Source organism: Providencia alcalifaciens (genome assembly GCF_020271745.1).
Taxonomy (GTDB): domain Bacteria; phylum Pseudomonadota; class Gammaproteobacteria; order Enterobacterales; family Enterobacteriaceae; genus Providencia; species Providencia alcalifaciens_B.
In genome coordinates this window covers 518,874-545,052 of record NZ_CP084296.1, presented here as the reverse complement: position 1 = coordinate 545,052, position 26,179 = coordinate 518,874, and the positions used below count along the sequence as shown (strand labels likewise).

Annotated in this window: 24 protein-coding genes and 3 tRNA genes; 11 read left to right on the top strand and 16 right to left on the bottom strand. The window is 41.7% G+C overall.

What is annotated here, in order from left to right; genetic code table 11:
- Positions 1-27 precede the first annotated feature (27 nt).
- Positions 28-603, top strand: a complete 576-nt coding sequence (locus tag LDO51_RS02430; protein ID WP_225576206.1) for a hypothetical protein — start codon at positions 28-30, stop codon at positions 601-603.
- 116 nt (positions 604-719) lie between these two features.
- Here the strand turns inward: LDO51_RS02430 and argA are convergent, their stop codons facing one another.
- Positions 720-2,060: an amino-acid N-acetyltransferase gene (gene argA, locus LDO51_RS02425; RefSeq protein WP_225576205.1), complete on the bottom strand. Its 1,341-nt coding sequence runs from the start codon at positions 2,058-2,060 to the stop codon at positions 720-722.
- A gap of 393 nt (positions 2,061-2,453) precedes the next feature.
- On the opposite strand from argA, the gene amiC reads away from it, so the two are divergent.
- Entirely contained in the window at positions 2,454-3,704 is a 1,251-nt protein-coding gene (amiC, locus tag LDO51_RS02420; protein ID WP_225576204.1) for an N-acetylmuramoyl-L-alanine amidase AmiC, read from the top strand.
- A 156-nt stretch (positions 3,705-3,860) separates the two neighbouring features.
- Here amiC and LDO51_RS02415 read toward each other — a convergent pair.
- The 3 genes from LDO51_RS02415 to LDO51_RS02405 all read right to left on the bottom strand — a co-directional run bounded on the left by LDO51_RS02415 (position 3,861) and on the right by LDO51_RS02405 (position 4,205).
- Positions 3,861-3,937: transfer RNA gene (locus tag LDO51_RS02415), tRNA-Met, on the bottom strand.
- Between the two features lie 27 nt (positions 3,938-3,964).
- Positions 3,965-4,041 (bottom strand) — tRNA-Met (locus LDO51_RS02410).
- A gap of 87 nt (positions 4,042-4,128) precedes the next feature.
- Positions 4,129-4,205 (bottom strand) — tRNA-Met (locus LDO51_RS02405).
- 227 nt (positions 4,206-4,432) lie between these two features.
- On the opposite strand from LDO51_RS02405, the gene mltA reads away from it, so the two are divergent.
- Both mltA and tcdA read left to right on the top strand, forming a co-directional pair.
- Positions 4,433-5,524, top strand: a complete 1,092-nt coding sequence (gene mltA, locus LDO51_RS02400) for a murein transglycosylase A (protein WP_225576203.1) — start codon at positions 4,433-4,435, stop codon at positions 5,522-5,524.
- Positions 5,525-5,576: 52 nt separating this feature from the next.
- Positions 5,577-6,386: a tRNA cyclic N6-threonylcarbamoyladenosine(37) synthase TcdA gene (gene tcdA, locus LDO51_RS02395; RefSeq protein WP_225576202.1), complete on the top strand. Its 810-nt coding sequence runs from the start codon at positions 5,577-5,579 to the stop codon at positions 6,384-6,386.
- A gap of 36 nt (positions 6,387-6,422) precedes the next feature.
- On the opposite strand, the gene csdE is transcribed toward tcdA, so the two are convergent.
- On the bottom strand, positions 6,423-6,884 hold the full coding sequence (gene csdE / locus LDO51_RS02390) for a cysteine desulfurase sulfur acceptor subunit CsdE (protein ID WP_225576201.1): 462 nt from the start codon (positions 6,882-6,884) through the stop codon (positions 6,423-6,425).
- 11 nt (positions 6,885-6,895) lie between these two features.
- A complete protein-coding gene (csdA, locus tag LDO51_RS02385; RefSeq protein ID WP_225576200.1) occupies positions 6,896-8,101 on the bottom strand; it encodes a cysteine desulfurase CsdA in 1,206 nt (401 codons plus the stop codon).
- A gap of 656 nt (positions 8,102-8,757) precedes the next feature.
- Between csdA and LDO51_RS02380 the strand changes: the two genes are divergently transcribed.
- Genes LDO51_RS02380 through rlmM form a run of 3 tightly spaced genes read left to right on the top strand, consistent with a single transcriptional unit; the run spans position 8,758 to position 11,218 of the window.
- Positions 8,758-9,699, top strand: coding sequence for a transcriptional regulator GcvA (locus tag LDO51_RS02380; RefSeq protein WP_036956330.1), 942 nt, complete (start codon positions 8,758-8,760; stop codon positions 9,697-9,699).
- Between the two features lie 27 nt (positions 9,700-9,726).
- Positions 9,727-10,122: a DUF423 domain-containing protein gene (locus LDO51_RS02375; protein ID WP_036956331.1), complete on the top strand. Its 396-nt coding sequence runs from the start codon at positions 9,727-9,729 to the stop codon at positions 10,120-10,122.
- Entirely contained in the window at positions 10,115-11,218 is a 1,104-nt protein-coding gene (gene rlmM / locus LDO51_RS02370; protein WP_225576199.1) for a 23S rRNA (cytidine(2498)-2'-O)-methyltransferase RlmM, read from the top strand. The genes LDO51_RS02375 and rlmM overlap by 8 nt, the downstream gene beginning before the upstream one ends.
- Before the next feature lie 220 nt (positions 11,219-11,438).
- On the opposite strand, the gene xni is transcribed toward rlmM, so the two are convergent.
- The 5 genes from xni to queF form a co-directional block, all read right to left on the bottom strand.
- Positions 11,439-12,194 carry a flap endonuclease Xni gene (xni, locus tag LDO51_RS02365; protein WP_225576198.1) on the bottom strand — a complete coding sequence of 252 codons (756 nt, stop codon included), beginning with the start codon at positions 12,192-12,194 and terminating at the stop codon, positions 11,439-11,441.
- Between the two features lie 44 nt (positions 12,195-12,238).
- Positions 12,239-13,606, bottom strand: a complete 1,368-nt coding sequence (gene ppnN / locus LDO51_RS02360; protein ID WP_225576197.1) for a nucleotide 5'-monophosphate nucleosidase PpnN — start codon at positions 13,604-13,606, stop codon at positions 12,239-12,241.
- Positions 13,607-13,808: 202 nt separating this feature from the next.
- Complete coding sequence (locus tag LDO51_RS19615) at positions 13,809-14,099, bottom strand: hypothetical protein (RefSeq protein ID WP_225576196.1); 291 nt, start codon at positions 14,097-14,099, stop codon at positions 13,809-13,811.
- A gap of 358 nt (positions 14,100-14,457) precedes the next feature.
- Positions 14,458-15,222 (bottom strand): substrate-binding domain-containing protein, encoded by a 765-nt coding sequence (locus LDO51_RS02350; protein WP_225576195.1) that lies wholly within the window; start codon positions 15,220-15,222, stop codon positions 14,458-14,460.
- Positions 15,223-15,739: 517 nt separating this feature from the next.
- The gene (gene queF / locus LDO51_RS02345) at positions 15,740-16,585 is read right to left on the bottom strand and encodes an NADPH-dependent 7-cyano-7-deazaguanine reductase QueF (protein WP_225576194.1); all 846 of its coding nucleotides are present in this window, start codon (positions 16,583-16,585) and stop codon (positions 15,740-15,742) included.
- Positions 16,586-16,743: 158 nt separating this feature from the next.
- Here queF and syd point away from each other — a divergent pair, with 158 nt between their 5' ends.
- A complete protein-coding gene (syd, locus tag LDO51_RS02340) occupies positions 16,744-17,304 on the top strand; it encodes a SecY-interacting protein (RefSeq protein ID WP_225576193.1) in 561 nt (186 codons plus the stop codon).
- A gap of 387 nt (positions 17,305-17,691) precedes the next feature.
- Here syd and LDO51_RS02335 read toward each other — a convergent pair whose 3' ends face one another.
- The gene (locus LDO51_RS02335) at positions 17,692-18,588 is read right to left on the bottom strand and encodes a VirK/YbjX family protein (protein WP_225576192.1); all 897 of its coding nucleotides are present in this window, start codon (positions 18,586-18,588) and stop codon (positions 17,692-17,694) included.
- A 314-nt stretch (positions 18,589-18,902) separates the two neighbouring features.
- On the opposite strand from LDO51_RS02335, the gene LDO51_RS02330 reads away from it, so the two are divergent.
- From LDO51_RS02330 to LDO51_RS02320, 3 genes are read left to right on the top strand one after another with little or no spacing between them, the layout of a single operon-like run.
- Positions 18,903-19,241 carry a YqcC family protein gene (locus LDO51_RS02330; protein ID WP_211887486.1) on the top strand — a complete coding sequence of 113 codons (339 nt, stop codon included), beginning with the start codon at positions 18,903-18,905 and terminating at the stop codon, positions 19,239-19,241.
- A gap of 3 nt (positions 19,242-19,244) precedes the next feature.
- Positions 19,245-20,003, top strand: coding sequence for a tRNA pseudouridine(65) synthase TruC (gene truC, locus LDO51_RS02325; protein ID WP_181477515.1), 759 nt, complete (start codon positions 19,245-19,247; stop codon positions 20,001-20,003).
- 23 nt (positions 20,004-20,026) lie between these two features.
- Entirely contained in the window at positions 20,027-20,479 is a 453-nt protein-coding gene (locus tag LDO51_RS02320; RefSeq protein ID WP_225576191.1) for a flavodoxin, read from the top strand.
- Positions 20,480-20,588: 109 nt separating this feature from the next.
- Here LDO51_RS02320 and LDO51_RS02315 read toward each other — a convergent pair whose 3' ends face one another.
- The 4 genes from LDO51_RS02315 to map form a co-directional block, all read right to left on the bottom strand.
- Positions 20,589-20,975 (bottom strand): DUF3461 family protein, encoded by a 387-nt coding sequence (locus LDO51_RS02315; protein ID WP_036956344.1) that lies wholly within the window; start codon positions 20,973-20,975, stop codon positions 20,589-20,591.
- A gap of 509 nt (positions 20,976-21,484) precedes the next feature.
- Entirely contained in the window at positions 21,485-22,312 is an 828-nt protein-coding gene (gene dapD, locus LDO51_RS02310; RefSeq protein ID WP_225576190.1) for a 2,3,4,5-tetrahydropyridine-2,6-dicarboxylate N-succinyltransferase, read from the bottom strand.
- Positions 22,313-22,372: 60 nt separating this feature from the next.
- Complete coding sequence (glnD, locus tag LDO51_RS02305; RefSeq protein WP_225576189.1) at positions 22,373-25,012, bottom strand: bifunctional uridylyltransferase/uridylyl-removing protein GlnD; 2,640 nt, start codon at positions 25,010-25,012, stop codon at positions 22,373-22,375.
- Positions 25,013-25,118: 106 nt separating this feature from the next.
- The gene (gene map, locus LDO51_RS02300; protein WP_036956350.1) at positions 25,119-25,916 is read right to left on the bottom strand and encodes a type I methionyl aminopeptidase; all 798 of its coding nucleotides are present in this window, start codon (positions 25,914-25,916) and stop codon (positions 25,119-25,121) included.
- Between the last annotated feature and the right edge of the window lie 263 nt (positions 25,917-26,179).

Here is a 26,179-nt window from a genome sequence, read left to right as displayed (position 1 = left end):
TAATTCCCAGACATTTAAGGTACCAATATGGAAAATCAGCAACAAATGACCGCCGTGACAGTAACATTGAATGCCAAAATTGATCCTGCTCGCCGTGCAGATTTGGAAGATGCATTTGATCAAGCCATGGAAAAATTAGGCAAAGAAGGGCAAATCCAAGTCAGTGGTGGTGGTACCCAATTAGGTGAAAATGGCGAAGTTGCTGAATGTGATATTGAATTGGCACTAAGCGATGCAAGTGATGAGAATATTAGCCTGATTATTCAAATGTTTTCGGCAATGTTAGCCCCTAAAGGCTCTCGCTTAACTATTCATGGTGAAGACGTTCAAATCGACTTTGGTGCGGATGAAGGGCTGGCGATTTATTTTAATGGCACAGATTTAGCTGATGATGTCTATGAAAATAATGATATTAACGATCTTTTTGATCAGTTTGATGAAGCGGTCGAAGATATCGGTGGGATCCACGGTGTTTGGGATGGCCCAACAGAAACCGCATTCTATTTTTACGGCAGCTCTTTCGCCGAAATGGAAGCGATTTTACGTCCACTGTTAGCGCAAAACCCATTGTGCGAAAAGTGCCGAGTGGTGCAAATCGCTTAACTTAATATTAGGTCGCATTAAAGAAAAACCCAGAGTATGACTTGAATATCTGGGTTTATGGGCGGCTAGTTAGGTCGTGTGGCAAACTAATTTGTTTGCCACCGTTCTGGGATACTTCAAGCGGCTTGGCTTTTAATATCCAGCATTAAGATTTTCGATTTACGCTGATAGTTATAAAAAGCCTGCTTTTTGACAGGAAGCATCTCAATTTCTGCCGGAATAAAACCGCGTTCTTGGAACCAATGAATGCTCCGAGTGGTTAAGACAAACAGTTTATCCAGCTCTAGTTGCTTCGCTTGCGCCATAACCCGCTGTAGCAGTTCTTCACCCCGAGAGGAGCTACGATAATCAGGGTGCACTGCCACGCAAGCCATTTCTCCGAGTTTTTCTTCGGGATATGGGTAAAGTGCTGCGCAGGCTATCACCAAATTATCGCGTTCAATAATCGTGAACTTATCGATCTCCATTTCGAGTTGTTCCCGTGATCGTCTAACCAGAATACCTTGCTGCTCAAGAGGCCTGATTAGCTCTAAAATCCCACCAATATCATTGATATTTGCACGGCGAGTCTTTTCTGAGCTTTCCATAACTATCTGTGTACCGATACCATCCCGGGAGAATAGTTCTTGGATCAGTGAGCCATTTTCTTGATAGCTAAGTAAGTGGCTACGGCGTACACCTCGGCGACAGGCGGAAGCTGCACCACGCAAGAAGCGAACTGTTCCAGAATAATAATCCCCTTCAGACTCTAATTCTTGAATCCGTGTTTCTGCCTCATTTGGGAAGAGTTCAGACAGAATATTACCGTCCTTATCAGCCACACCTTGAGATGAGCAGAAGCCTATCAGTTTTTCGGCTTTGATTTTAACGGCAAGCTGAGTTGCAATCTCTTCTGAGGTGAGGTTAAAGCTTTCACCAGTGACAGAAACTGCCACGGGACCAATTAACACGATAGATCCATTATTGAGTTGAGCATTGATGGCATCTTCGTTGATGCGACGAATACGACCGCTATGGCAATAATCAATTCCATCATCGACCCCTAAAGGCTGTGCAATCACAAAATTACCACTCACGACGTTAATGTGTGCCCCTTGCAATGGCGTATTGCCTAAACTCATCGATAAACGGGCGGTAATGTCGAGCTGCAATGCTCCAGAAGCTTGCTTAACGTATTCAAGGGTATTCGCATCAGTAACACGGGTATGTTTATGATAAATGGCGTCATAATTATGTTCAGCAAGGATCTCTTCAATTTGAGGTCGAGCGCCATAAACAACGACAATACGAATGCCAAGGCTATGAAGTAGCCCTATATCATTGACAATACTAGGAAAATTCTCATGAGCAATTGCTTCACCGCCAAGCATGATGATAAATGTCTTGCCACGGTGGGCGTTTATATAAGGTACCGAATGGCGAAATTCATCAACCAATTCGGTGCTGCGCTCTTTCATAATTACCCTCTTAACTGAATTTTTATTCGCAATAACTGTATTTTTATTCTTTTTGGAGGGAAATATCAAGTAAAAGTTAGGGCAATAAAAGTAACAAATTTATTTTTAAGGTTTACATATCTCTAAATATAAATAGATATAATCACAGCAATGCAACCTACATATCAGATAATTGCCAATAAATGTTATTCGACAATTGAGCATCATTAACTATTTAAATTACGCAAGTATGGCGTTTGTATTGCATTGAATAGATACGTGCTGAGATATAAATAGAATAGATTGGTAATGACAAAGGATGAAGAACTAGATAGAGTGCGAATTAGTCGCTAATATATTATCTCTTGTCTTAGATATTATTAAACTTTTCAGGATATAGATTCGGAATTATTGATGAGTCATCAAGATCACAACCCATCAAAACGTCGCCTATTGCAAGGTGCGGCGGCGGTTATGCTATTAAGTGTCAGCCCATTCGGTTTTGCTGCCAGTAGTAGCGTTGTTGCCGTTCGTATTTGGCCTGCCTCGAGTTACACCCGTATTACTCTAGAATCCAGCATTCCTTTAAAGTATCGTCAGTTTGTTTTAAACAATCCAGAGCGTATTGTTGTTGATTTAGAGGGCGTTCAATTAAATAACGTTCTTAAGAATATGGGTAGCCAAATTCAGTCTCGAGACCCTTACTTAAAATTAGTGAGAGTCGGGCAATTTGATCCTAAAACGGTACGTTTGGTTTTTGAAGTTAAAAACAAAGTGTCTCCTCGATTCTTTACCCTACCGCCAGTCGCTGAATTTAAACACCGTTTAGTCATGGATTTTTATCCAGGTAAAGGTGTTGAAACCAACGATGACCCATTATTGGCACTCCTTGAAGATTACAACAAAGGTGATTTAGAAGAGAGCATGCCCGTACAGGCGAAAAAACCGGGGAAAGCGGGTACCGATAGACCGATTGTTATTATGATTGACCCTGGGCACGGTGGGGAAGACCCCGGTGCGATTGGTAAGTATAAGACCCGTGAAAAAGATGTGGTTTTACAAATTGCTCGTCGCCTGAAAACGCTGATTGATAAAGATCCGAAAATGCGGGCATATATGACGCGTAATGAGGATGTCTTTATTCCATTAAAAGTCCGCGTGGCGAAAGCGAGAAAAATGCAGGCTGATTTGTTTGTTTCTATTCATGCGGATGCATTTACTAACCGTTCGGCACATGGCTCATCGGTCTTCGCGCTATCGACCAAAGGCGCCACCAGTAATACGGCGCGTTACCTTGCCCAAACTCAGAACGAAGCTGACTTAATTGGTGGAGTGAGTAAAAGTGGTGATGTGTATCTCGACCACACCATGTTAGATCTGGTGCAAACTGCAACGATCAATGACAGCTTGAAGTTTGGAGATGAAGTTTTAAAACGAATGGGCCGCGTTAACAGGCTACACAAAAACAAAGTGGACCAAGCTGGCTTTGCGGTATTAAAGGCCCCTGAAATTCCCTCTATTTTGGTGGAAACAGCCTTTATCAGTAATTTAGAAGAAGAGCGTAAACTCAAAACTGCTAAGTTCCAACAGCAGATGGCTGAGTCGATTTTTGAAGGGATCAAAGCTTATTTCCGTAATGGTGGTGAACTAGCTATCCGCAATTAATCGCGATATTTTACATGTTGAAGAAGGTGGCAAACAGCAATGTGAGTCGCCTTTTTTATTGGCTGAAAAAGAGGAATTGAGTGATTAAATATCAGTTTGGGTTTTGATATGACTATGAAAAATATAGAAAAGGATAAATAAGAAGAAAAAAAGAATTGGTTGCGGGGGCTGGATTTGAACCAACGACCTTCGGGTTATGAGCCCGACGAGCTACCAAGCTGCTCCACCCCGCGACTGAAGAGGTTAAATATATCAGGAATTGGTTGCGGGAGCTGGATTTGAACCAACGACCTTCGGGTTATGAGCCCGACGAGCTACCATGCTGCTCCATCCCGCGCCTGAATATTTGACTACTTTGGGATACTACTTTGATTTTACTGCTGAATTTACTTTGACTGAATCAAGTTTGACTAAATCAAGAAATTGGTTGCGGGGGCTGGATTTGAACCAACGACCTTCGGGTTATGAGCCCGACGAGCTACCATGCTGCTCCACCCCGCGTCCGATAGCGGGCACTATACTCGGGATGAGATCTGATGCAAGTTTTTTCGTGTTTTTTTTTCATTTTTCATCAAGTGGTGTTTAAAAATCGCACAAAATGTAGTTTTTTTGTTCTTTAAAGGTTTCTAACCCAAAAATAACTTCACTAAATATTTATAGCCGTTTCATTCTCAATTTGGGTTTGCTATTGTGCGCTTCATATTGGATATGTGTTAGGTGGTATAAAGATGAATTCATGGCAGAAAGGGTTAATCGCGGGCATCTTCTTTTCTTTACTGGCAGGGTGTCAATCTCATCCAACAGATAAAGGGCAACAATATAAAGATGGTAAAATGCACAGTGACTTGCAGCAAGTTAATCAAGTAACCGTGCAAGGTCGGCCGATTAATGCACCTGATTTCAATCGTCAAGTCACGGAAATTCAAAATGCATCGCCACGCTTATTCAACAATAATAGTGAAACCTACCACGCAATAGAAAACTGGTTAATGGCAGGAGGCGATCCTGCTCAGTTATCGCGTTTCAATTTATCGGCTTTCCAAATGGAAGGGATGGACAACTACGGAAACGTCCAATTTACGGGATACTACACGCCTGTGATTGAAGCTCGCCGCTCGCCGCAAGGAAATTATCGCTATCCATTGTATGGTATGCCGTCAAAAGGTAAGGGGCGCCTACCTAGCCGTGCGCAAATATATAATGGCGCACTCAGTAACAATCTGATCCTGGCTTACAGCGATTCTCCTGTCGACAATTTTATGATGGAAGTGCAAGGCAGTGGTTACGTGGATTTCGGCGATGGTAGCCCACTGAATTTCTTCGCTTATGCAGGCAAAAATGGTCATGCATATAAAAGTATTGGCAAGGTGTTGGTTGATAGAGGTGAAGTGCCTTTAGAGAAAATGTCCCTACAGGCTATTCACGATTGGACAAACACGCACAGTGAACAAGAAGTGCGTGAATTACTTGAGAGTAATCCGTCATTTGTTTTCTTTAAACCGCAATCATTTGTCCCTGTAAGAGGCGCGAGTGCGGTGCCATTAGTAGCAAAAGCGTCGGTAGCATCGGATAAAACCTTGATCCCACCGGGAACCGCATTGCTAGCCGAAGTTCCTGTGTTAGATGGAAATGGGAAATTTACGGGTAGATACGAAATGCGTATGATGGTAGCCCTCGATGTGGGCGGCGCAATTAAAGGGCACCATTTCGATATTTATCATGGAACAGGGCACGATGCAGGGAAAATGGCCGGTTTTTATAACCACTATGGTCGAGTATGGGTTCTGAAAAAGAGCCAACCTGTTTTTAGTGCGATGTAGCACCCATTTACTGTTTATTAGATTTTCGTTTTAACTAAGGTTGTTTGTGATTATGCAAGCTCAGCTTTCTGATGCGTGGATGCAGCGATTCGCTGGAATCGGGCGTTTATATGGGCAACAAGCCCTTCATCTTTTTGCACGTTCACATGTGTGTGTTATTGGCGTGGGCGGCGTTGGCGTGTGGGCTGCTGAAGCATTAGCCCGTTCAGGTATTGGTGCTATCACCCTGATAGATATGGATGATATCTGCGTGACAAATACGAATCGCCAACTTCATGCATTGAAATCAACGGTGGGGCTACCTAAAGTTGATGTGATGAAAGAGCGCATTTTGGCAATCAACCCTGAGTGTACCGTGAATGTTATCGATGATTTCATTACGGTGGATAATGTGGCCGAATACCTTTCCTTGGGGTTTGATTACGTTATTGATGCCATTGACAGTGTAAGGCCAAAAGCGGCGCTGCTCGCGTATTGTCGACGTTTTAAAATTCCTATCGTGACGACGGGGGGCGCAGGAGGTCAAATTGATCCAACCCAAATTCAAGTCGCGGATTTAGCGAAAACGATTCAAGATCCTTTGGCAGCGAAATTACGAGAACGTCTGAAATCAGACTTTAATGTCGTGAAAAATGGCAAAGGTAAATTAGGAATCGATTGTGTGTTTTCGACGGAGCAGTTGGTCTATCCACAAAGTGATGGAACCGTGTGCGCGGCGAAAAGCACGGCAGATGGTTCAAAACGTATGGACTGTGCATCAGGATTTGGCGCGGTCACAATGGTAACTGCCAGTTTTGGCTTTATTGCGGTGTCCCATGTGTTGAAAAAGATGGTTGCAAAAGCACAAAGAGAAGCTAAATAGTAGAATTGAGGCCACAAAGTAGCCTCAACGGGATAATTATTCTGCTGGGGTCATTTCGCCCGCAATATTCTTAATTGCAGCAATTAATGCGTGGATCCCATTTTGGCGGGATTCACTGAGTTGCCCTGATAAACCAGTTTGGCTAAAAATATCTTCAAAATCAGTCTCTAAAATTTGTTGTGCATTTTTCTGTTCAACGCAGGCGAGCAAAATAGCAAATAACCCTTTCACTACACGCCCTTCGCTATCCCCATAAAAATGGAAAGTGTCATCATCATTGAGAATAGCACCAATCCATACACGGTTTTCACACCCATGAACTTCCTGAGTCTGTTGCTTTTCTTCATCTGTGAGTGAGGGCAATTTTTTCGCGAGTTGAATAAGTAAGCGATATTTATCTTCCCACGCTTTTTGTTTGGAAAACTGTTCAACGATTTCGTGAATGACAATTTCTGTGCCAAATGGATGAGAAGCCAGTTCATGTCGAGACAAAGTCATTAGATTACCTTTTAATCATTTAAAATCGAAAGTGCAAATTTTACTGAATCAATAAATTTATCAATATCTTGCCTGTTATTATATGGCATGGCGGAGATACGTAAACAGCCGCTAATATTGAGTGAATCCATCAATGGTTGAGCACAATGTTGCCCATAGCGTAATGCAATTTTCTGTTTGGTCAAGAAAAGCCCTAAATCGCTATGGTGAATATTATGGAAATTGAAAGATAAAAGCGGAGAATTTTGAGTGCGATAGCAAATTGCACCTTCGAGCTGAGAAAGCTGCTCATAGGCATAGTCTATCAGGGCACAAGTATAGGCTTCTGCTTGTACTAAGTTTTGCGTTGAAAGCCACTTAAGCACCGCAGAAAAGGCAATCACACCCGCGATATTCGGGGTTCCAGCTTCAAATCGCTGAGGTATTGGGGCGAGGGTGAAGCCTGAAAAATCAACGTGATTTAACATTTTACCGCCGCCATGCCATGGACTCATATTAGCGAAATGTTCAGGTTTTCCATAGCAGATGCCTAAACCTGTAGGTCCATATAATTTGTGTGCTGAAAAAGCATAGAAATCTACATTGGTTTCAATGACGTTAAGAGGGTGGTGTACAACGCCTTGAGCGCCATCGATAACGACTTTTGCACCAAATTGATGAGCAAGTGTGGTTATCGCGCTAATATCCGGCTGGTAGCCCGTTACGTTAGACATTTGCGTTACTGCAACAATTTTGCTTTTGGCGTTCAAGATTGATTGTAGCACATTGAGATCTAAGGTTAAGTCAGGAGTAACCGCCCATTTTACGATCTTTGCACCTGTTTGTTGTGCCAACATCAGCCACGGCAGCAAGTTTGAGTGATGCTCAGTTTCACTGACGATAATTTCATCACCTATTTGAAGTTTGTCACGGAAATAACTCTGTGCAATCAAGTTAATAGATTCAGTGGTACCTCTAGTCCAAATAATGGATTTTTCGTCCGGAGATTGGATCAATCTTGCAGTTAATACGCGAGCTTGTTCGTACAATCGAGTAATTTTTAATACTTCAGGGGATTGCCCTCGATAGACCGAACTGCCTGAAAAACGGTAGTAATCGTCAGAGGCATTGATCATATCTAAGGGTTTTAGGGCGGTCGCGGCGCTATCAAGGAAAACAATGTCAGTGCCGATGGCTGGAAATTGCTGACGAAATTGAGGGGCGTTAAAGTTATCCATTATGCTGATTCTTTGATGTTAGCTATCCAATAGGTGAATGTGGCTGTAGTTGTAGTTATGAATATGCGTTGATTATGATAATAACGGAAAACCGCGAATAAGTAGATGGAGATAAAAAATGTTATTCAGTTATCGATTATTAGAAATAATTTGTTACACTTAATAGAAAGATTTTTGCGCAAATTTTTGAATAATTGCGCGCCTGAAAAGGGTAACGCACTAAATCGATGAAGTTTTGCTTTTTAACCTAATGGTTAAATTTAATTTAAATGCGTTTTATGGGCTGTTTTACTCGAAATCCGATAGGATAATGTTATTTTATCTTTCATAATGAATTTTATGACGCCCAAAATAAAAAAAGCACCGCGCTTAGGCGGTGCACTATAAAAATCACTATGGACAGACAGGGTAAATGTACAGGAAGTGAAAAAAAACAGTAGCAATCGCTACAAAGCCTGGATTAACCAGACAACTTGCAAACACAACATCACAACCACAAAGCCAAAAGTTTCAAAGTAACTAAACTCTGCAACTTTTCGTTCCGGCTTAGGAAGTGCGCATACTATAGGTATTTACTGGCGTATCCTCAAGGGACAATTTATAATGCTTCGGATAAGAAAAACTAATGCATATAACGAAGCTGAGTTGAAGAGATTATGTCTAAAAGATTACCGCCTTTAAATGCTCTGAGAGTGTTTGATGCCGCTGCCCGTCATTTAAGTTTTACTAAAGCGGCAGATGAATTATTTGTGACACAGGCAGCTGTCAGTCATCAAATAAAAAGCTTAGAAGATTTCCTCGGATTAAAGCTATTTCGCCGTCGAAATCGCTCACTACTGCTGACGGAAGAAGGGCAAAGTTATTACCTTGATATTAAAGAAATTTTCTCGTCTTTAAATGAGGCGACGAGAAAGCTTCAAGCCAGAAGCGCAAAAGGCGCACTAACTGTAAGCTTATCGCCAAGTTTCGCGATACAATGGTTGGTTCCTCGGCTTTCTGGGTTTAACCAAGCTTTCCCTGGCATTGATGTGCGTATTCAAGCAGTTGATCGGGAAGAAGATAAGCTAGCGGATGATGTGGATGTTGCCATTTTTTATGGCAGAGGGAACTGGACAGGCTTAAGAACAGACAGGCTTTACGCCGAATATTTAATGCCAGTGTGTTCACCTTCGTTGATGACCGGGGGGAATCAACTGAAGAACCCTGAAGATTTAGCTAAGCATACGTTGCTTCATGACTCTTCTCGACGTGATTGGCAAGCCTATGTTAAGCAGTTGGATTTGCAAAATATTGTGAATGTGCAGCAAGGACCCATTTTTAGCCACAGTGCCATGGTGATCCAAGCGGCAGTTCATGGGCAAGGGGTAGCATTAACTAATAATGTGATGGCAAAGAATGAGATTGATGCAGGCAGATTGGTGTGTCCGTTTAGTGAAGTATTAGTCAGTAAAAATGCATTCTATCTGGTCTGCCAAGAAAGTCAGGCCGATTTAGGGAAAATAGCGGCATTTCGTCAATGGATCCTGGCGCAAGCAGCCAGTGAGCAAGAAAAGCTCGGTTTTATTACCAATGACCAAGATTTGACGCATATACAATAATCAAACAGTTAAAACGAAGGTGCTATTGTGAATAGTCGTTTGATGTTAATTTTTGCAGGGATTAGTGGATTTTTTATTGTTGCATTTGGCGCCATTGGCTCTCATGCGCTTTCTCCAATTATGAGTGCTCATCAAATGGCTTGGATTGAAACAGGGCTACGTTATCAAATGTTTCATACCGTTGCATTAATGGTGCTGGGTGCGGTATTACTGCGTAAAGTCATTTTGTGGTTCTATTGGGCAGGTGTGTTTTTCTCCGTAGGGATACTTCTTTTTAGTGGTAGCCTTTATTGTATGGCCTTATTACAGGTAAAATACTTCTCTTATTTTACGCCAATAGGTGGCGTTTGCTTCCTCGTTGGCTGGCTTTTAGTTGTTATTGGCGCTATGCGTCTAAGGAAATCGGCGTCACGCAATGAGTAATAAAATTGCATTATATTGCCGCCCGGGCTTTGAAAAAGAGTGTGCAGCAGAAATTACAGATAAAGCAGGGCAACGAGAAATTTACGGTTTTGCCCGCGTTAAAGAAAATAGCGGCTATGTTATTTTCGAATGTTATCAATCTGAGGATGCGGACATCCTTGCGCGCACACTTCCATTTCGTGAATTGATTTTTGCTCGCCAAATGTTTGTGGTGGGTGATTTATTAAAAGATTTACCGCCAGAAGATAGAGTCACACCGATTGTGAACGCGCTTAGCCAGCAGGTTGAGAGAGCAGGGGATCTGCGTGTTGAAGTTGCGGATACCAATGAATCAAAAGAATTGATGAAATTCTGCCGTAAATTTACGGTACCTCTGCGTAATGCGTTACGCCAAGAGAAAGTTTTATTAGCGCAAGAGAACTTTAAACGCCCAGTCGTCCACGTGTTCTTTATTGCGCCGGGGTGCTGCTATACGGGTTATTCCTATTCGAATAATAGCTCGAATTTCTATATGGGTATTCCGCGCTTGAAGTTCCCATCGGATGCACCAAGCCGTTCGACATTAAAGCTGGAAGAGGCTTTCCATGTGTTTATTCCTTATGAAGAGTGGGATGAGCGTTTAGCGAGTGGCATGAAAGCGGTGGATCTTGGCGCATGTCCAGGGGGATGGACCTACCAGCTCGTCAAACGCAGCATGATGGTGGAAGCGGTAGATAATGGCCCAATGGCGGAAAGCCTGATGGATACAGGGCAAGTTCGACATCACCGTGAAGATGGTTTTAAATTTAAGCCAACCTCTCAAAATATCACGTGGCTCGTATGTGATATGGTGGAAAAACCTGCCAAGGTTGCTGCATTAATGACTCAGTGGCTGCAAGAAGGCTGGTGCCGTGAGACCATTTTTAACTTGAAGCTGCCGATGAAAAAACGCTATGAAGAAGTGGCGCATATTCTGGAAAAAATGAAAGTTCAGCTGAAAGAGAATGGTATTAACGTTCTGATCCACGCAAAACAGCTTTACCATGACCGTGAAGAAGTCACTGTGCATGTACAGCGTGTTTGGTCTGCAAACCCAATGGCGCGTGAATATTATTAAGTTAAAGTTGGCTTGAATAGTAAAAGGTCACTGTGAAGTGACCTTTCAGACCATTGATAAACCCATCAGGTTTGGAAATGGCTCGTTTGGTTTATAAAATTAACGAGGAAAATCAATTTATTGATTTTCGCCTGATAACACAAAGAGGGAAAAACCACGCTTTTATCCCTCTTTGTCATCAACCTAAAAGGTCACTGTGAAGTGACCTTTTTTGTGTCTGTTATCTAGCTTGGTAGCGCAACTGATTCAGATTACCTTTCAATGTAATATCTGTTTTTAATGTGGCAATATCGCGGCAAATCAGTGCAATTTCTTGTTGATTAGCGAGTTTTTTCTGCCATTTTTCTTCAAGAGCATCAAAGTTGGCGTACAAGTTTTCAATAGTGTGGAATCGCTGAAGCAGCTCCGTGGCACTTTTGGCGCCAATCCCTGCAACTCCCGGAACTTTACTGCTGCTGATCCCCGCAAGACCCCAGTAATCAGGAAGTTGCTCAGGCTTGACCCCAAATTCATTTTCAATGAAAGGAACATCCAACCAACGTTTTTGAAAATAGTCACGGATACGCAGGTTTGGAGAGAGTAGCTGACAGTAGCCTTTATCGGTGGAGACAATGGTGACAGTATGACCAGAATCGGCAATGCGTTTGGCGAGCGTGGCCGCTAAATCATCGGCTTCATCACCTTCAGATTGCCAGCAATGAATGCCATTTTCTTCAAATTGGGCGATGAGCTGAGGTAACTCAGCTTGCAAGTTTTCAGGCATAGGCTGGCGCCCTGCTTTATAGTCAGGCAGTTTTTCATGACGCCAGCTATGGTGGCGACCTTCTTCATCAAATACCGCCACAACATGTGTGGCGTTAGTGTGGTTAATTAATTGAGAAATAGCGGATAAACAGGTGTCTCCACATGGGCTCCCCTGAACTGCGTGGATACGTCGAATTAAGTTTAGAGCATCAATAATTAATAAATGGATCATAAGCTATTTGGCGGTTAAACGCGCCGTCCTTGGCGCGTAGGTGATTATTTCACAATTTCATAGCAAGGTTCATAAGCGGTGCCACCTGGCAACTTCATACGATGCTGTTTCACGAAACCTTGAAGTAAAATATCCATGCGTTTCATGATGTCGCTATCCCCATGAATTTTGAAAGGACCATGTTTTTCAATCGCTTTCATGCCGACTTCTTTTACGTTACCGGCGACGATTCCAGAGAAAGCACGGCGTAAATCGGAAGCCAGTTTTTCTGGGGATTGCCCCGGATGCAGATTCAGTGATGCCATATTTTCGTGAGTCGGTTCAAACGGATGTTGTAGGTCAGGGGCGATTTTAATCGACCAGTTGAAGCTGTATGCATCACCCGTATTGCGACGACTCTCTTTCACTGCTGACATACCTTTTTTCATCACGCGCGCCACTTCTTGCGGGTTGTCGATAATGATTTGGTAATGCTTGCTAGCTTCATCTCCCAGAGTATGGCGAATAAAATCATCTAAAACAGAGAAGTATTCTGCGCTCTCTTTTGGCCCAGTCAGAACTAATGGTAGTACTTGCTCGGTATTTTCAGGATCCATCATAATACCCAACAGATACAGCAGCTCTTCTGCGGTTCCCACACCACCAGGGAAAATAATGATCCCGTGGGCTAAACGGACAAATGCCTCAAGACGTTTTTCAATGTCTGGCATGATGATCAGTTCATTAACTAATGGGTTAGGTGGCTCAGCCGCGATGATGGACGGCTCAGTTAACCCGATAAAACGGCTGTCTTTATAACGCTGTTGAGCGTGACCTACCGCGGCACCTTTCATTGGCGCTTCCATGGCACCCGGTCCGCAACCCGTACAGATGTTCAGTTCACGTAAGCCGAGTTCATTACCGACTTTACGGCCATACAGGTATTCATTTTCATTAATGGAGTGACCACCCCAGCACACGATCATATTCGGATCTTCACCAATATGTAGCGCACGGGCGTTACGTAAGATAGAAAAGATCATATTAGTGAGGTGAGTGCTGTTTTCTAAATCGAGATGGAATTGCTGTTTGGCATTGCTGATTTGAGCGTGAACAAACAGAATGTCGCGCAATACAGCAAACAAGTTGGCTTGTAATGAGCGAATAATTTTACCATCAACGAACGCTTTTTCTGGCGGGTTGATAAGCTCTAATTTGATACCACGCTCACGGCGTAAAATGTTGATATCAAAACCTGTACTTTTTTCTAAAAGCTCTTTACTGCTGTCAGTTAAGCTTCCTGAATGTAATACCGCTAAGGAGCAGTTTCGATATAGCTGATACAGATGGCTGCTCGCTGTACGTTTCAGCATATCGACTTCAAGCTGAGACAATAGATCCATAGAGCCTAATGGACTGATATGAGTAATCATTTTTTACCTTTATAAATCATTTTGTTACGGAGTATTCTCCAAAATAATTCGAAATAAATTCAATATCAAATCTCAATCTTTTTCCAGCTAAGACCTCTATCATCCTGATACATTCTTGTCATGTCCATTTATTTATGTCCTAAAAGCTGGTTAGCGAACTCATTTGATTTCTCGTTCCCGTATGCTCTTGATATTAAGCTTCTTATTTCGTGGAATGTTGGAGAAGAGTGTTTCCATGATAATCCGCTTTTACTTCTAACCAAGGGGAAGCCTTGCCAATAGTCTTATCTGGCAGCATATCACCCTTCAGTGAAACCAGCACGAATTCCTTTCCGTTCAATTTATACTTATATCTATCTAGCTCTGATTGAAAAGTCTTGTTTGCAATATTATTTGAAATGGTAAGCGGTATGGCTATTTGACTACTTAGGATTCTGGTCGCGATTACTGGGTTAAAATCAATAACATCATCTGACATGGTCTTGTTAAACATATCCTTTAAAATACTTCGCATTAATCTAGCTGTAGTTATGTTTCCATCTGAAATAATGTTATTTATTTAATCGGCAATATATTTTTTATTTCATGTGGCGAAATATTTTTAAAGCTATTTTTTATTCTTCTTGATTTGGTTATTCTGCAATCAATGCCTTTTTAATGGCTTCTATAATATCAATGACTTTTAATGTTAAGTTTCAGTATTTTGATGTGTCTAAGATTTTCTAGTTACTGTATAGATATGGTTTCTTTATAATATGATAAATTATGATTTATCTAGTAATTTTATAATTTAAAAAGGCATTTATTCGTAAAATAGGTGGCGATTTTTAATTAACTGTATATATTAAAAATTAATTACTTTTGACCCACCCATATTTATAAAAAACGTTATCTGCTTTCCCTGATTGTAGCCATTCTGCAAAGTTATTAACTTCTTCTGATGCGTTTTTTCTAACAGTAATATTCATATCTCTCCATATTGTCTTATCGGGTGAAATAAGCACGATATCACCTATGTTCGGATTGCTAATAGCCCAATCGAGCCATGTTATCCAAGCATCTGCGTTAGGATTTGTTTCAAATTCTTTTCTAGCAGAGCCGCTGTTCGGGGCAAATAGAATGATATTTTTACGAATGTTTTTGACTATATTTATATTCCCCATTCTTCCTGCAATATCCTCCCAAACACCAGTCCCTGATGTATTACTTCTCCCTCCACCATCATTAACAATGATACCGATACCGTTATTTGTTAAGTCTTCGATTGATTGAATATTTTTAGGGTTTCCTTTTTTAACAAGAATAATGCTTTTTCGTAAATATAAAGGAATGGTATCTTTTTCATTAAATATTTCGCTGTGATCTCTAATAATTGCAAGAGCTGATTGTTCTGAGGAACCAAAAATAATATCAGCATCTTTTTTTACGCTGTTATTCCAGCTTGCTTGCGGTCCATAATTAACATTCACCTTTATTCCGGTTTGCTTTTGATATAATGAAGCAGCTTCTTTTAGGGCAGTATGAGGGCCTCCTGGTCCATACATATTGATGTCTGAGTATGCTAAAGAGGATGAAAAAAGGCATAATGCAGTAATTAGCTTTTTAATTTTAAACATGAAGTTCTCCAGTTAATTATTTTTAAAATAGTAAAAGGAAAAATAATAGAATGCATAACTTTATTTTTAAGGCGTTAAGGAATAAACATTATCTATAAGCCAGAGTGTATGTCATTACTATTCCAAACAACCTTACAAAACAATTACAGTTTTGTAACATTTGAGTGCTGAATTATTTTTTGCTTTGATACAAATCCTTGAAGGGAGTAAAAGTCAAAGCTGTGATGTGAGAATGATGTGGAAAGAAGGGAAGCACTCCCTTCTTTTTCATCCAAAATGATGATGTAATTTATTGATATATAGAGTGAAATTTAGCATTTCATAGTGTGAAAAATAATCGGATGCTCTATCTAACTCGTTAATTTTCTTTTATTTTTTTAGCATTGCAACCTAATGGGCTGATATGAGTAATTAAGTAACACTCTTTTGCCTAATTGGGCTCTTGATGCGTGAATTCATTGAAAATGATTTAAATAGTAGCCTCTTAAATTACACTGATTTTCAATTTAGTAGGCGCTTATTGCCGTGCCAAGCGACCTATATCAGGGATAAATTGCTCATTACTGCGCCATGGGTTGATATCCAGCCCACCTCGGCGAGTATAGCGTGCATACACCGATAATTTTTCTGGTTTGCACAGTGTTGTTATGTCGTTGAAAATGCGCTCCACACACTGTTCGTGGAATTCATTATGATGACGAAATGAGACGAGGTAACGTAATAGCGCTTCACGGTCAATTTTTGGACCACGATAATGAATTTGTACTGAGCCCCAATCAGGTTGGTTGGTTATCAAACAATTTGATTTCAACAGGTGGCTGACAAGGGTTTCTTCGACGATCTCGGATTGGGTGCAATCGACCAAATAGTGGCGATTAAATTCATAGTTATCGATGTCAATCTCTTGCTCATCAATACAGATACCTTGGAATTGGTGAATGGCTTGCTGAGTGAAGTCATCAAGTTTATAAAGTGTAACCTTAACCTCGCCATTGGCACAGTGACTTAGGTCATTTTGCAAAACGCTTCGTACATTTTCCCACGTTTCGAAGCGCGTCTGATTGAAACTATTGAGATAAAGCTTGAAGCTTTTTGACTCCACAAGGTTTTCACTTGTGGAGTCAACACTGACGGAGCCTATCGCCACTTGAGGAACGCCGCGGGCATTTAGCCAAGAGAGTTCATACAATGTCCAAATATCGGCACCGTGGAATGGCAGTGCATCAGCATGAATATCCAAAGGATCGCGATTAAGGCTACGCGGCACCGCTTGCAATAAAGTGGCATCATATTGGTCATGATAAGCCGTCTTTTTCCCGAGGGTTAAATTATCGAGAGCGGGGTTATTTTGATAGTGAGACATAGTGATCCTTATCTTTTCGGTGTGTCAGCGCTGAACATTGGCAAACTGAGTGCGTTTTATTCGCTTGTTAACTTCTGTCATAATACCATTTATCCGTAATATTGAGTCTGCCAATTTAAATTGGTTTCAATAATGTTATTTCTCACAATTGAAAAACGATGAATACAATAATCTCTGATTTAATTAAAAATTTTACCAACCAGTATGTGGCTAAGTGGCAAGAAGCTACAGGGCTTCCCCCTGAGTCTGCTGAGCTGTATGGGGTACCTTCTCCTTGCATCGTTCGTACTGGTGATGATGTGGTTTATTGGGAACCTCAACCGTTTCCATTAGAAGAGAAAAGCTTAAATAATGTGGCTAATGCGTTAGATCTCCAATTACAGGACGATATTCACGCTTTTTATACCACTCAGTTAGCTGGGGACATGAGTGCGACGTGTGGTGACTTGTCATTGAATTTGGTGCAAGTGTGGAGTGAAGAGGACTTTATTCGCTTGCAGGAAAACTTGATTGGGCATTTGGTGACTCAAAAGCGCTTAAAGTTATCACCAACGCTGTTTATTGCCACGTTAGACTCTGAATTAGAGATGATTTCTATGTGTAATTTAACAGGAGAAATTATTGTAGAAACGTTTGGAAGCAAACAACGACAAGTTATTGCAGAAAATCTTGCGAGCTTTATTCAACAACTGAAGCCCGTTATATCATCTCAGGGGTAAGAGATTTATAGCATGGTGCTGTAGGTTATTGCCTACAATTTGGTTAAGCCATATCTTAATAATTTTTCATTTTATCGAAATGAGAACTATTTAACTTTTGATTTCATGGCGTTACTATCCATTTTAAGTTTTTTACTATTTTTTGAATAACCTGAATGTAGAACACTAGGTTGTTTGCTTAATGGATTTAATACATTCTTATCGGGCTGGACAGGGTAGTTGTTTAGCTTTTTTACATATAAAAAACAAGGGAATGGATAACCTAGCAGAACAGTTAGCCTGCTAAATTTTTATCTAACAGGATGTTAGGCGGCAGGAAGTCGCATTGCAGGATGCAAGTCAATTGATAGATAAGTAGCCAGTTAGTTTTTAACTGGCTACTTTTTTTTATTTTTGGGCTGTATTGGAGTATTGAGTAAGAGATTCAATAATGCTTTGAGACATAGCTTCTCTCAGTGCTTCGCGTTTACGGAATTCAGAGCGTCTCTGACTTTTCACTGACTCGATATCACGCATCGGCTCTTGAAGTGGTAATTGATACCAACCTTCGGTATTTAAAACACCGCCACACTCTTCCCAAAAAGTATCGTAGCTGGATTTTAAATGCTGGCTTTTGATATGGCTGTTATTTGAAATCCCTAGAATAGATTTGATTTGGAAATAAGCAGCTACCGCATAAATAGCAGACATTAAAAGGTTTTTAGGTCTCATTGCATGCATCTGTTTTGTGATTGATTTCACTTGCTCTACGCTCTGTTCAGTCGATGGCCCTTGTAGGGAGCAGACATACAGTTGGCCTTGTTCACCAAATGAGAAGCTCATCAAATAGATTTCATCACCCGTTTCATTGAGTAAATGGATGGAGAGATCCCCTTCACGTGGATATTGAGAATAAATCATTTTTAATTGGGCAAAATCCCCGGATTTTAGCTCAATATTCGCGACCGTTAAGCCATCTCGTTTATTCGAAAACATGGCGGTGATAGCTTCAGGCGTAAAGGTTTTTTCAATCAAATCTAACGTATAGCTTGCGGTGGATAATTTCTGTTTACCACTCCACGTTTTATGCAGGTATTTATTAATTGGTCGCTCAATAAATTGAGGTACGCCATCGATAGTCGCTGATAGCTGTGCGCTTTGGTATGTATCGCACATCGATTGATATTGCTGATATTGTTGTGAGGGCAACTTAGCAATGCGGATCTTTCTTTTTAGCTGTACGTATTTGTTAGTGAAAGATTTCCATGTCTTGTTTTGTTGACGCCACTGCTTTAATAGTCCCATAGATAAACCATCTTTATATTAATAATGAAAAAAGCAAACTGTGTAGAAAAACATTTGATAATAAATGCTAAATATACAACAAATGATAAACAATTATTAATTGTTTTAGTCAATGTGAATAAAGGGACATAGATACATAATTTGGAGGCGCATGATTGTTTTTTGCTTGTTTCATCCCCATGTTTGCGACAGAACTATATTTGCGACAGACTATATTTGCGACAGACTATGTTTATGACAGAACCATGTTTATGACAAAACAGTGTCCAAAAATACGGTATATTTTGAATTATTATATTTGAATAGGTTTTAGTATGAATATTGAGCAGCGCATCCTTGAGAAACTCGGTCATCTTGAAATAGAGATGAGAGCTAAATCCTTATGGGAAGAGGTCCCGCCAAGTCCTGACGCGTTTGAGAGTGTGGAACCTTTTGCCATCGATACGATGGAAGCCGCCCAATGGCTTCAGTGGATTTTAATTCCTCGACTGACAGCAATGATCGATCAAGGTGCCATGCTGCCGAGCAATTTTGCTATCGCACCGTATTTTGAAGAGATCTACAAAGACGATGAAGAAGGGCGCTTTATTGAGTTTCTTGACCATCTTCGTGAATTAGATAGCTATTTTCAATTTACTGTGATGGGCGGATAACGGATGTTGGACATTATCTATCAAGACGAGTATGTGGTTGCTGTTAATAAACCAGCAGGCATGTTGGTGCATCGTAGTTGGCTCGACAGCAAAGAAACGGTGTTTGTGATGCAAACACTGCGTGACCAAATTGGGCAGCATGTTTTTCCAATCCATCGTCTTGATAGACCGACATCGGGTGTGTTGTTGTTTGCATTATCCAGTGAGGTAGCAAGGTCACTCGCCGAGCAGTTTGAACAGCATACCATGGAAAAAGTGTACCATGCGATTGTGCGGGGCTACGTTACACAAGGGGACAGATTAGATTATCCGTTACTCGAGGAACTCGACAAAATTGCGGATAAACACGCCACTAAAGAGCCACGGCTACAAGAGTGCGTCACTCATTACAAACCCTTGGCGACAGTTGAGTGTCCAGTGGCAATTGGCCGCTATGATACTGCGCGTTTTAGCCTTGTTGAGCTTAAACCTGAAACCGGACGCAAACACCAATTAAGACGCCATATGTCCCATTTACGTCACCCAATTATTGGGGATAGTAAACATGGAGATTTACGACAAAACCGTGGTGTAAGTGAGCACTTTTCTGTTTCTCGCTTGATGCTGCATGCTAGCCAGCTAATATTTATTCACCCTATAACAGAAGAAAAAATATCGTTAGTCGCACCATGGGATGCACAATGGCTATCATTAGTTGAGCAATTTGGATGGGGTGATACTGTCTCAAAGCTCGACATTAATGTGATTGATTATCCTGTTTGATAGGCTTTTATAAGGAGGGCGTAATGTCCAAAATCGGAATTTTTGTCGGGACGGTGTATGGCAACGCGTTAGCGGTTGCTGAAGTAGCGCAAGAGATCTTTGAACAGCAAGGCCATGAAGTCGCCGTGTTTGATGAGCCAACTCTGGCGGATTGGCAAGTCTACAATGCGGGAGAAGGCATTGCGCTGGTGATCACTTCCACCACTGGACAAGGTGACATTCCTGACACTATTGCGCCTCTTTTCTATGAAATTAAAGACGTTGTCGGCTATCAGCCTGAATTGAAATATGGCGTGATTGCCTTAGGTGATAGCAGCTATGAGAATTTCTGCGGAGCGGGTAAACAGTTTGATGAATTATTAGCTGAGCAATCTGGCAGCCGTATTGGCGATGTGCTGTTTATTGATGCCACTGAAGTGGATGAGCCGGAAGAGTTTGCTAAAGCATGGTTACAATCTTGGGCGGATTTGCTGTAAATAGCGAGACTTATGTATCTGTGCATCTGCACTGTAAACATGAAATATGTTGGTAATTGAGTGCCAACGGGCTATTTACAGTGCAGCTACAAGGCATTGAGTATACGGATTATTTACGAGTGAGTTTCTCGAGATCCGCTTCAATTTCCGCGATTTTATTGGACACAACGTGTTCTAAATGACGTAAGTCATCTAAAATTTTGTGTTTTAAATCAACATCAGTTTGGTCGTTTTGACAAATTTGATCCAGTTCTTCAATCACATAACGTAAGTTAGTATTGATTTCGTTAATTTCTTTGAAGTTGTTGCTGCCATCAGTTGCTGCAACAGTTTTACGCTGGCGTGGGTACTTAAATTTCACGCTTTTAGCGAAAAACTCGCCTTTATCTTTGCGAAAGTAAATTTTTAAAATATCGTTATTAGCTTCTTGGCGCAGGGAATAGCGGTCGATATCTTGCGGGTTGCTGATACCTAAACTTTTCAAATTGTCGTACATGTTAGCTCGCTTAATCGTAAGGGACTGTGTCGATGACTTTTAGGGTTATAAATAAGGGCTATAAACAAAGCGGTCTCTTTTTATAACCATTTACTGAGCCCTAATTGCTTATAAAATGATGAGTTACAAAATAACTATCTAATAATAGCAGCTAATTGACCAAGGGCAGTAAATCTCGCTCATATTATGCGCGATTAATCCAGTTTGACCAACCTCTGTTTGTAATAGAATCTACTTTATTATTTGCGTTATCTATCTATAACTCAGAGGCTTCTGCTGACTTAACGAGAGGTTTATGCTTGAAGTGTAGAATTTTTCATTGTGAATCAATAGAGCAGTGGAATAATGGCTTGATGGGTCACTCGGCTACCCGATTCGCAGATGGACATGCGCTTCGGGGTAGCTTCGCGTTTTACACCTTATGCCCCTAAAAATGTACGGGAAGGTGAGAGTGTAGAGTTTGATTAGTCACTGATGCGGTAACTTACGAGTAAGTCACTCATCTATGCTTACTCATCAATACTTCTTAGTAACTCATTGATGCCGACTTTCCCACGGGTTTTTTCGTCAACTTTTTTCACAATCACGGCGCAGTATAGGCTGTAGCTACCATCTTTGGACGGTAAATTACCCGAAACGACAACGGAGCCAGCAGGTACGCGACCATAGAAAATCTCACCAGTTTCACGGTCATAAATCTTGGTGCTTTGACCCAGATAAACGCCCATAGAAATCACGGAGCCTTCTTCAACAATCACGCCTTCAACCACTTCAGAACGTGCGCCGATAAAGCAGTTATCTTCGATAATTGTTGGGTTTGCTTGCAATGGCTCCAGAACACCACCGATGCCGACGCCACCAGATAAGTGAACATTTTTACCAATTTGCGCACAAGAACCAACCGTTGCCCATGTATCAACCATTGTTCCTTCATCAACATACGCACCGATGTTGACGTAAGATGGCATCAATACGCTGTTTTTGGCGATATAAGCCCCTTGACGTACGGCTGCTGGTGGAACAACACGGAAGCCTTCACGTTCAAAGCGAGCTTTGTCGTAATCTGCAAATTTCATCGGAACTTTATCAAAATAGCGGCTTTCAGCACCTTCGATGACTTGGTTATCATGAATACGGAAAGATAATAAAACCGCTTTTTTCAGCCACTGGTGAGTGACCCAAACCCCTGCAATTTTTTCTGCAACACGCAGTTTACCGCTATCTAATAAAGCGATGGTTTCCATCACGGCTTGTTTAACCGTTGGTGTGACGGTATTTGGGGTAATGGATGCGCGATCTTCGAATGCTTGTTCAATAATTACTTGTAATTGTTGCATTAATGCTGTTTCTCCTACAATGGTTCTCAGTCAGGTAACATGCCATAAATTAGACTGGCACTATATTTTATCCTTCGATTTAAGGGCTTCTGTCAACCTTTCTGATAACTCTTGTTGCATATTTTTATCCAACGCTTTGTGTTCTCTATCTGCCAATACAAAAAAGTCTTCGACTTTTTCGCCAATGGTCGTGATGCGGGCGCCGTATAAAGAAATCTCCATTTGAGCGAAAATGTGCCCCACTTTGGCGAGCAATCCGGGTTGATCTAGAGCGAATAACTCCATATAGGTGCGGCGGTCATTATTTGAGTGTAGAAAATTTACTTTGGTTGGCACGCTGAAATGGCGTAGCTTCGCAGGGAGTGTTCGCGGTTTTGGTAACGGAATTTCAGGTTGTTGAGCCGCCAGTAACAGTGCCTTGCGAATGTGTTCATATCTATCTTTCGAAAGTGGCGAGCCGTTAGGTTCGAGCACCACGAAAGTATCCATTGCCATATTGTCTTTATTAGTAAAAATTTGAGCACTATGAATGCTTAGGTTGCGTCTATCCAGTTCACTGGCGACTGCCGCAAATAAATGTGCTTTGTCATGACACCAGATAAAAATTTCTGTTCCACCATGTTTCGGTTGAGTGCTGATTAACACCAAAGGCTGAGTTAAATCGTGTTTGAGCAAGTGGTTGGCATGCCAAGCCAGTTGAATCGGCGTGTGACGCAGGAAATAATCCGCATGACAGCGTGACCACAGAGTGTTGAGCTTCTCTTCATCGATGTGAGATTGGCGCAGTAGCGATAGCGCTTGGTAACGATGATGACGAATGCGCTCACGAAGATCGGGAGTGCTTTGCATGCCTTGGTTAAGTTGATGCTCGGTAGAAAGATAAAGCTCGCGGATCAAGCTTTGCTTCCAGCTATTCCATAATGTGCTGTTGGTGGCGCAAATATCGGCAACCGTTAAGCACATCAGGTAATTCAAGCGCGCTGTTGATTTTACTTCTCCGGCAAACTGTTTGATCACATCAGGGTCTTGAATATCTCGGCGTTGGGCTGTTACGGACATCAATAAGTGGTTTTTCACCAGCCATGAGACAAGCTCGGCATCTTTGGTTGTAAAATCGTGTTGAAGGGCGAACTCATAGACAAATTCAGCACCCAAATCGGAGTGATCCCCTGAACGTCCTTTGGCAATATCATGAAACATTGCCGCTAGTCGCAACAGTTCTGGTTGTAAAATTTTAGGGTACACACTGACGCAGAGTGGGTGCTCCCGGCGATTTTCTTCCTGCGTAAAACTGTCGATTTTTTGTAAGACGCGAATAGTATGCTCATCCACCGTATAGGCGTGGAATAGGTCAAACTGCATTTGCCCGACAATGTTGCTCCAAAGTGGCGTATAAGCGCTGAGAACACTGTGTAAGTGCATCGGCACAAAAGCCCCTTTTATGGCTCTTGGGTGGCGCAATATTTTGACAAATATGCGGCGAGCTTCAGGGATTTCGCATAATGGGACTTTCAGATCACGCCGTGCAAAGCGTAATTGGCGTAATGTGGTGGAGTAGATCCCTTCAATATTGGGGTTGCGAGCCATTTGATAAAACATTTTCAAAATAGCTTCTGGCTGCTTAATAAACAGCATTTCGTCAATGACATCGATTAAGTTGCCGCGCAGTTGAAAATATTCATCAATAGGGCGCGGTTTTTCATTCGGATTCAATGCCAAAATAGCTTCATCAAACAGTTGCAGCAGCATTTGATTCAATTCCCTGACGCGGCGAGTGACACGATAGAAATCTTTCATCATGTGCTCGACAGGTTGGTTGCGTTCTCCGGTGTAACCTAATGATTGTGCAACACTAAATTGACGATCAAACAGTAGACGATTGTCATAGCGCTTGACCACTAAATGCAAGGCAAAGCGGATTTTCCATAAAAACAATAAACATTCTTTGAGCTCTTGCCGCTCTTCTTCGGTGAGAAAGCCAAAGCCGACCATTTCATCGACAGTTGTCGCACCAAAATGGCGGCGACCTACCCACAGTAAGGTATGAATATCCCGTAATCCGCCAGGGCTGCTTTTAATATCTGGCTCTAAGTTGTAGCTAGTGCTGTGATAACGCTGATGGCGCTCTTGTTGTTCAGTTAGTTTCGCAGCAAAAAAGGTTGCGGATGGCCAAAAGTCATCACTAAAAATGGTTTTCTGTAAGCTTAAGAATAGGGTGATATCACCACAGATTAAGCGCGATTCAATCAGGTTGGTGGCGGTGGTTAAGTCTTGTTTACCTGCTTCAATGCACTCTTCCAGTGAACGAACACTGTGCCCGATATCAAAACGCAGATCCCACAGTAAGGTAATGAACTGACCGACTTTAGCGGCAATTTCTTCAGGCAGCGGTTGCTGGCTGAGGATTAAAATATCAATGTCTGATAGCGGGTGTAGCTCATGACGACCATAGCCACCGACAGCAATCAACGACATATCTGAATATTGGTCAAAATGGTAACTCTGCCAAAGCTTGGTGAGCAAGGCATCAAGGTAGTCACTACGGGCACGGAGTAAATCCACGACATTTTTTCCGTGGTGAAATGAGGATTCTAGCCAAGCATCAAATTGATCAACGTGTTGCCGAAGTGCTGAGAGCTCAAGATCGGAAGGTTGGAATTGAGTGGGGGATAAATAGCTGTTTGAAGGTGCCGTCATCATGATCTGTCCGTGTTGAGAGCCATACAGAAATTATGATCAGCTTACGTTTTTTTAGGAGGGATGAACAGAAAAACTAAGCTCCCCCTAGGAGGAGCTTGAAATACGATTACTCGTTGATCAGAACCGCAGAAATAAATGGTTCTTCTTCTTTACGCAGAGTTAAAATTTCACAGCCGTTGTCAGTCACCGCTAAAGTGTGCTCGTACTGTGCAGACCAACCACGGTCTTTCGTTTTTACGGTCCAGCCGTCTTTCATGGTACGGATACGGAAATCGCCAGTATTTACCATTGGTTCGATAGTGAAAGTCATGCCTTTTTGCAGCACAACGCCGCTATCATCTGCATCATAATGCAGCACTTGTGGCTCTTCGTGGAAGCCTTCACCGATGCCGTGACCGCAATATTCGCGAACCACTGATAGGTCTTGTTTCTCTACAAATTCTTGAATAGCTTTACCGATGGTACGTAAACGGATACCTGGTTTTACCATGCGGATAGCCAGATACAGACTCTCTTGAGTCACTTGGCACAGGCGCTCACCTTGGATAGTTGGTTTACCAACGATGAACATTTTAGAGGTATCGCCGTGGAAACCATTCTTGATGACAGTGACATCGATGTTAACCACATCACCATCTTTCAGAATTTTATCGTCGCTTGGAATACCGTGGCAGATAACATCATTCACAGAAATACAAACAGACTTAGGGAAACCATGATAGTCAAGGCAGGCTGGGATCGCTTGTTGTTGCTCAACAATATGTTTGTGGCAAAGGCGATCCAATTCACCTGTACTGACTCCCGGCACAACATGCGGTGCGATCATTTCTAACACTTCAGCTGCTAGGCGACCAGCAACACGCATTTTCTGAATATCTTCTTCAGTTTTGATAATAATAGCCATGAGTTCAGTCCATATATGTCAGCAGGGATTTGCGACATGTTAAAAAAAGGGTTTGGAAATGGGCAATTGTTGCGACATTTTTACCGTTGATGCCGAGTATGGTAACAGTCACCGCATTTTCTGCCAACTAGTTGGCGATATGTTTAGATGCCCACAATTCGATTAAAAACAGATAATGGAGCACAGAGTAAGCCAAGCCTCAGGCGTAGTTTGTTCAAATTGAGCTTTATAGAGCACAAATTGTCAAAAACAATAAGTTGATT

Coding starts and splice junctions, on each gene's coding strand:
- LDO51_RS02430 (WP_225576206.1), top strand. CDS start 28: ATGGAAAATCAGCAACAAATGACCGCCGTGACAGTAACATTGAATGCC.
- argA (WP_225576205.1), bottom strand. CDS start 2,060: ATGAAAGAGCGCAGCACCGAATTGGTTGATGAATTTCGCCATTCGGTA.
- amiC (WP_225576204.1), top strand. CDS start 2,454: ATGAGTCATCAAGATCACAACCCATCAAAACGTCGCCTATTGCAAGGT.
- mltA (WP_225576203.1), top strand. CDS start 4,433: ATGAATTCATGGCAGAAAGGGTTAATCGCGGGCATCTTCTTTTCTTTA.
- tcdA (WP_225576202.1), top strand. CDS start 5,577: ATGCAAGCTCAGCTTTCTGATGCGTGGATGCAGCGATTCGCTGGAATC.
- csdE (WP_225576201.1), bottom strand. CDS start 6,884: ATGACTTTGTCTCGACATGAACTGGCTTCTCATCCATTTGGCACAGAA.
- csdA (WP_225576200.1), bottom strand. CDS start 8,101: ATGGATAACTTTAACGCCCCTCAATTTCGTCAGCAATTTCCAGCCATC.
- LDO51_RS02380 (WP_036956330.1), top strand. CDS start 8,758: ATGTCTAAAAGATTACCGCCTTTAAATGCTCTGAGAGTGTTTGATGCC.
- rlmM (WP_225576199.1), top strand. CDS start 10,115: ATGAGTAATAAAATTGCATTATATTGCCGCCCGGGCTTTGAAAAAGAG.
- xni (WP_225576198.1), bottom strand. CDS start 12,194: ATGATCCATTTATTAATTATTGATGCTCTAAACTTAATTCGACGTATC.
- ppnN (WP_225576197.1), bottom strand. CDS start 13,606: ATGATTACTCATATCAGTCCATTAGGCTCTATGGATCTATTGTCTCAG.
- LDO51_RS19615 (WP_225576196.1), bottom strand. CDS start 14,099: ATGTTTAACAAGACCATGTCAGATGATGTTATTGATTTTAACCCAGTA.
- LDO51_RS02350 (WP_225576195.1), bottom strand. CDS start 15,222: ATGTTTAAAATTAAAAAGCTAATTACTGCATTATGCCTTTTTTCATCC.
- queF (WP_225576194.1), bottom strand. CDS start 16,585: ATGTCTCACTATCAAAATAACCCCGCTCTCGATAATTTAACCCTCGGG.
- syd (WP_225576193.1), top strand. CDS start 16,744: ATGAATACAATAATCTCTGATTTAATTAAAAATTTTACCAACCAGTAT.
- LDO51_RS02335 (WP_225576192.1), bottom strand. CDS start 18,588: ATGGGACTATTAAAGCAGTGGCGTCAACAAAACAAGACATGGAAATCT.
- LDO51_RS02330 (WP_211887486.1), top strand. CDS start 18,903: ATGAATATTGAGCAGCGCATCCTTGAGAAACTCGGTCATCTTGAAATA.
- truC (WP_181477515.1), top strand. CDS start 19,245: ATGTTGGACATTATCTATCAAGACGAGTATGTGGTTGCTGTTAATAAA.
- LDO51_RS02320 (WP_225576191.1), top strand. CDS start 20,027: ATGTCCAAAATCGGAATTTTTGTCGGGACGGTGTATGGCAACGCGTTA.
- LDO51_RS02315 (WP_036956344.1), bottom strand. CDS start 20,975: ATGTACGACAATTTGAAAAGTTTAGGTATCAGCAACCCGCAAGATATC.
- dapD (WP_225576190.1), bottom strand. CDS start 22,312: ATGCAACAATTACAAGTAATTATTGAACAAGCATTCGAAGATCGCGCA.
- glnD (WP_225576189.1), bottom strand. CDS start 25,012: ATGATGACGGCACCTTCAAACAGCTATTTATCCCCCACTCAATTCCAA.
- map (WP_036956350.1), bottom strand. CDS start 25,916: ATGGCTATTATTATCAAAACTGAAGAAGATATTCAGAAAATGCGTGTT.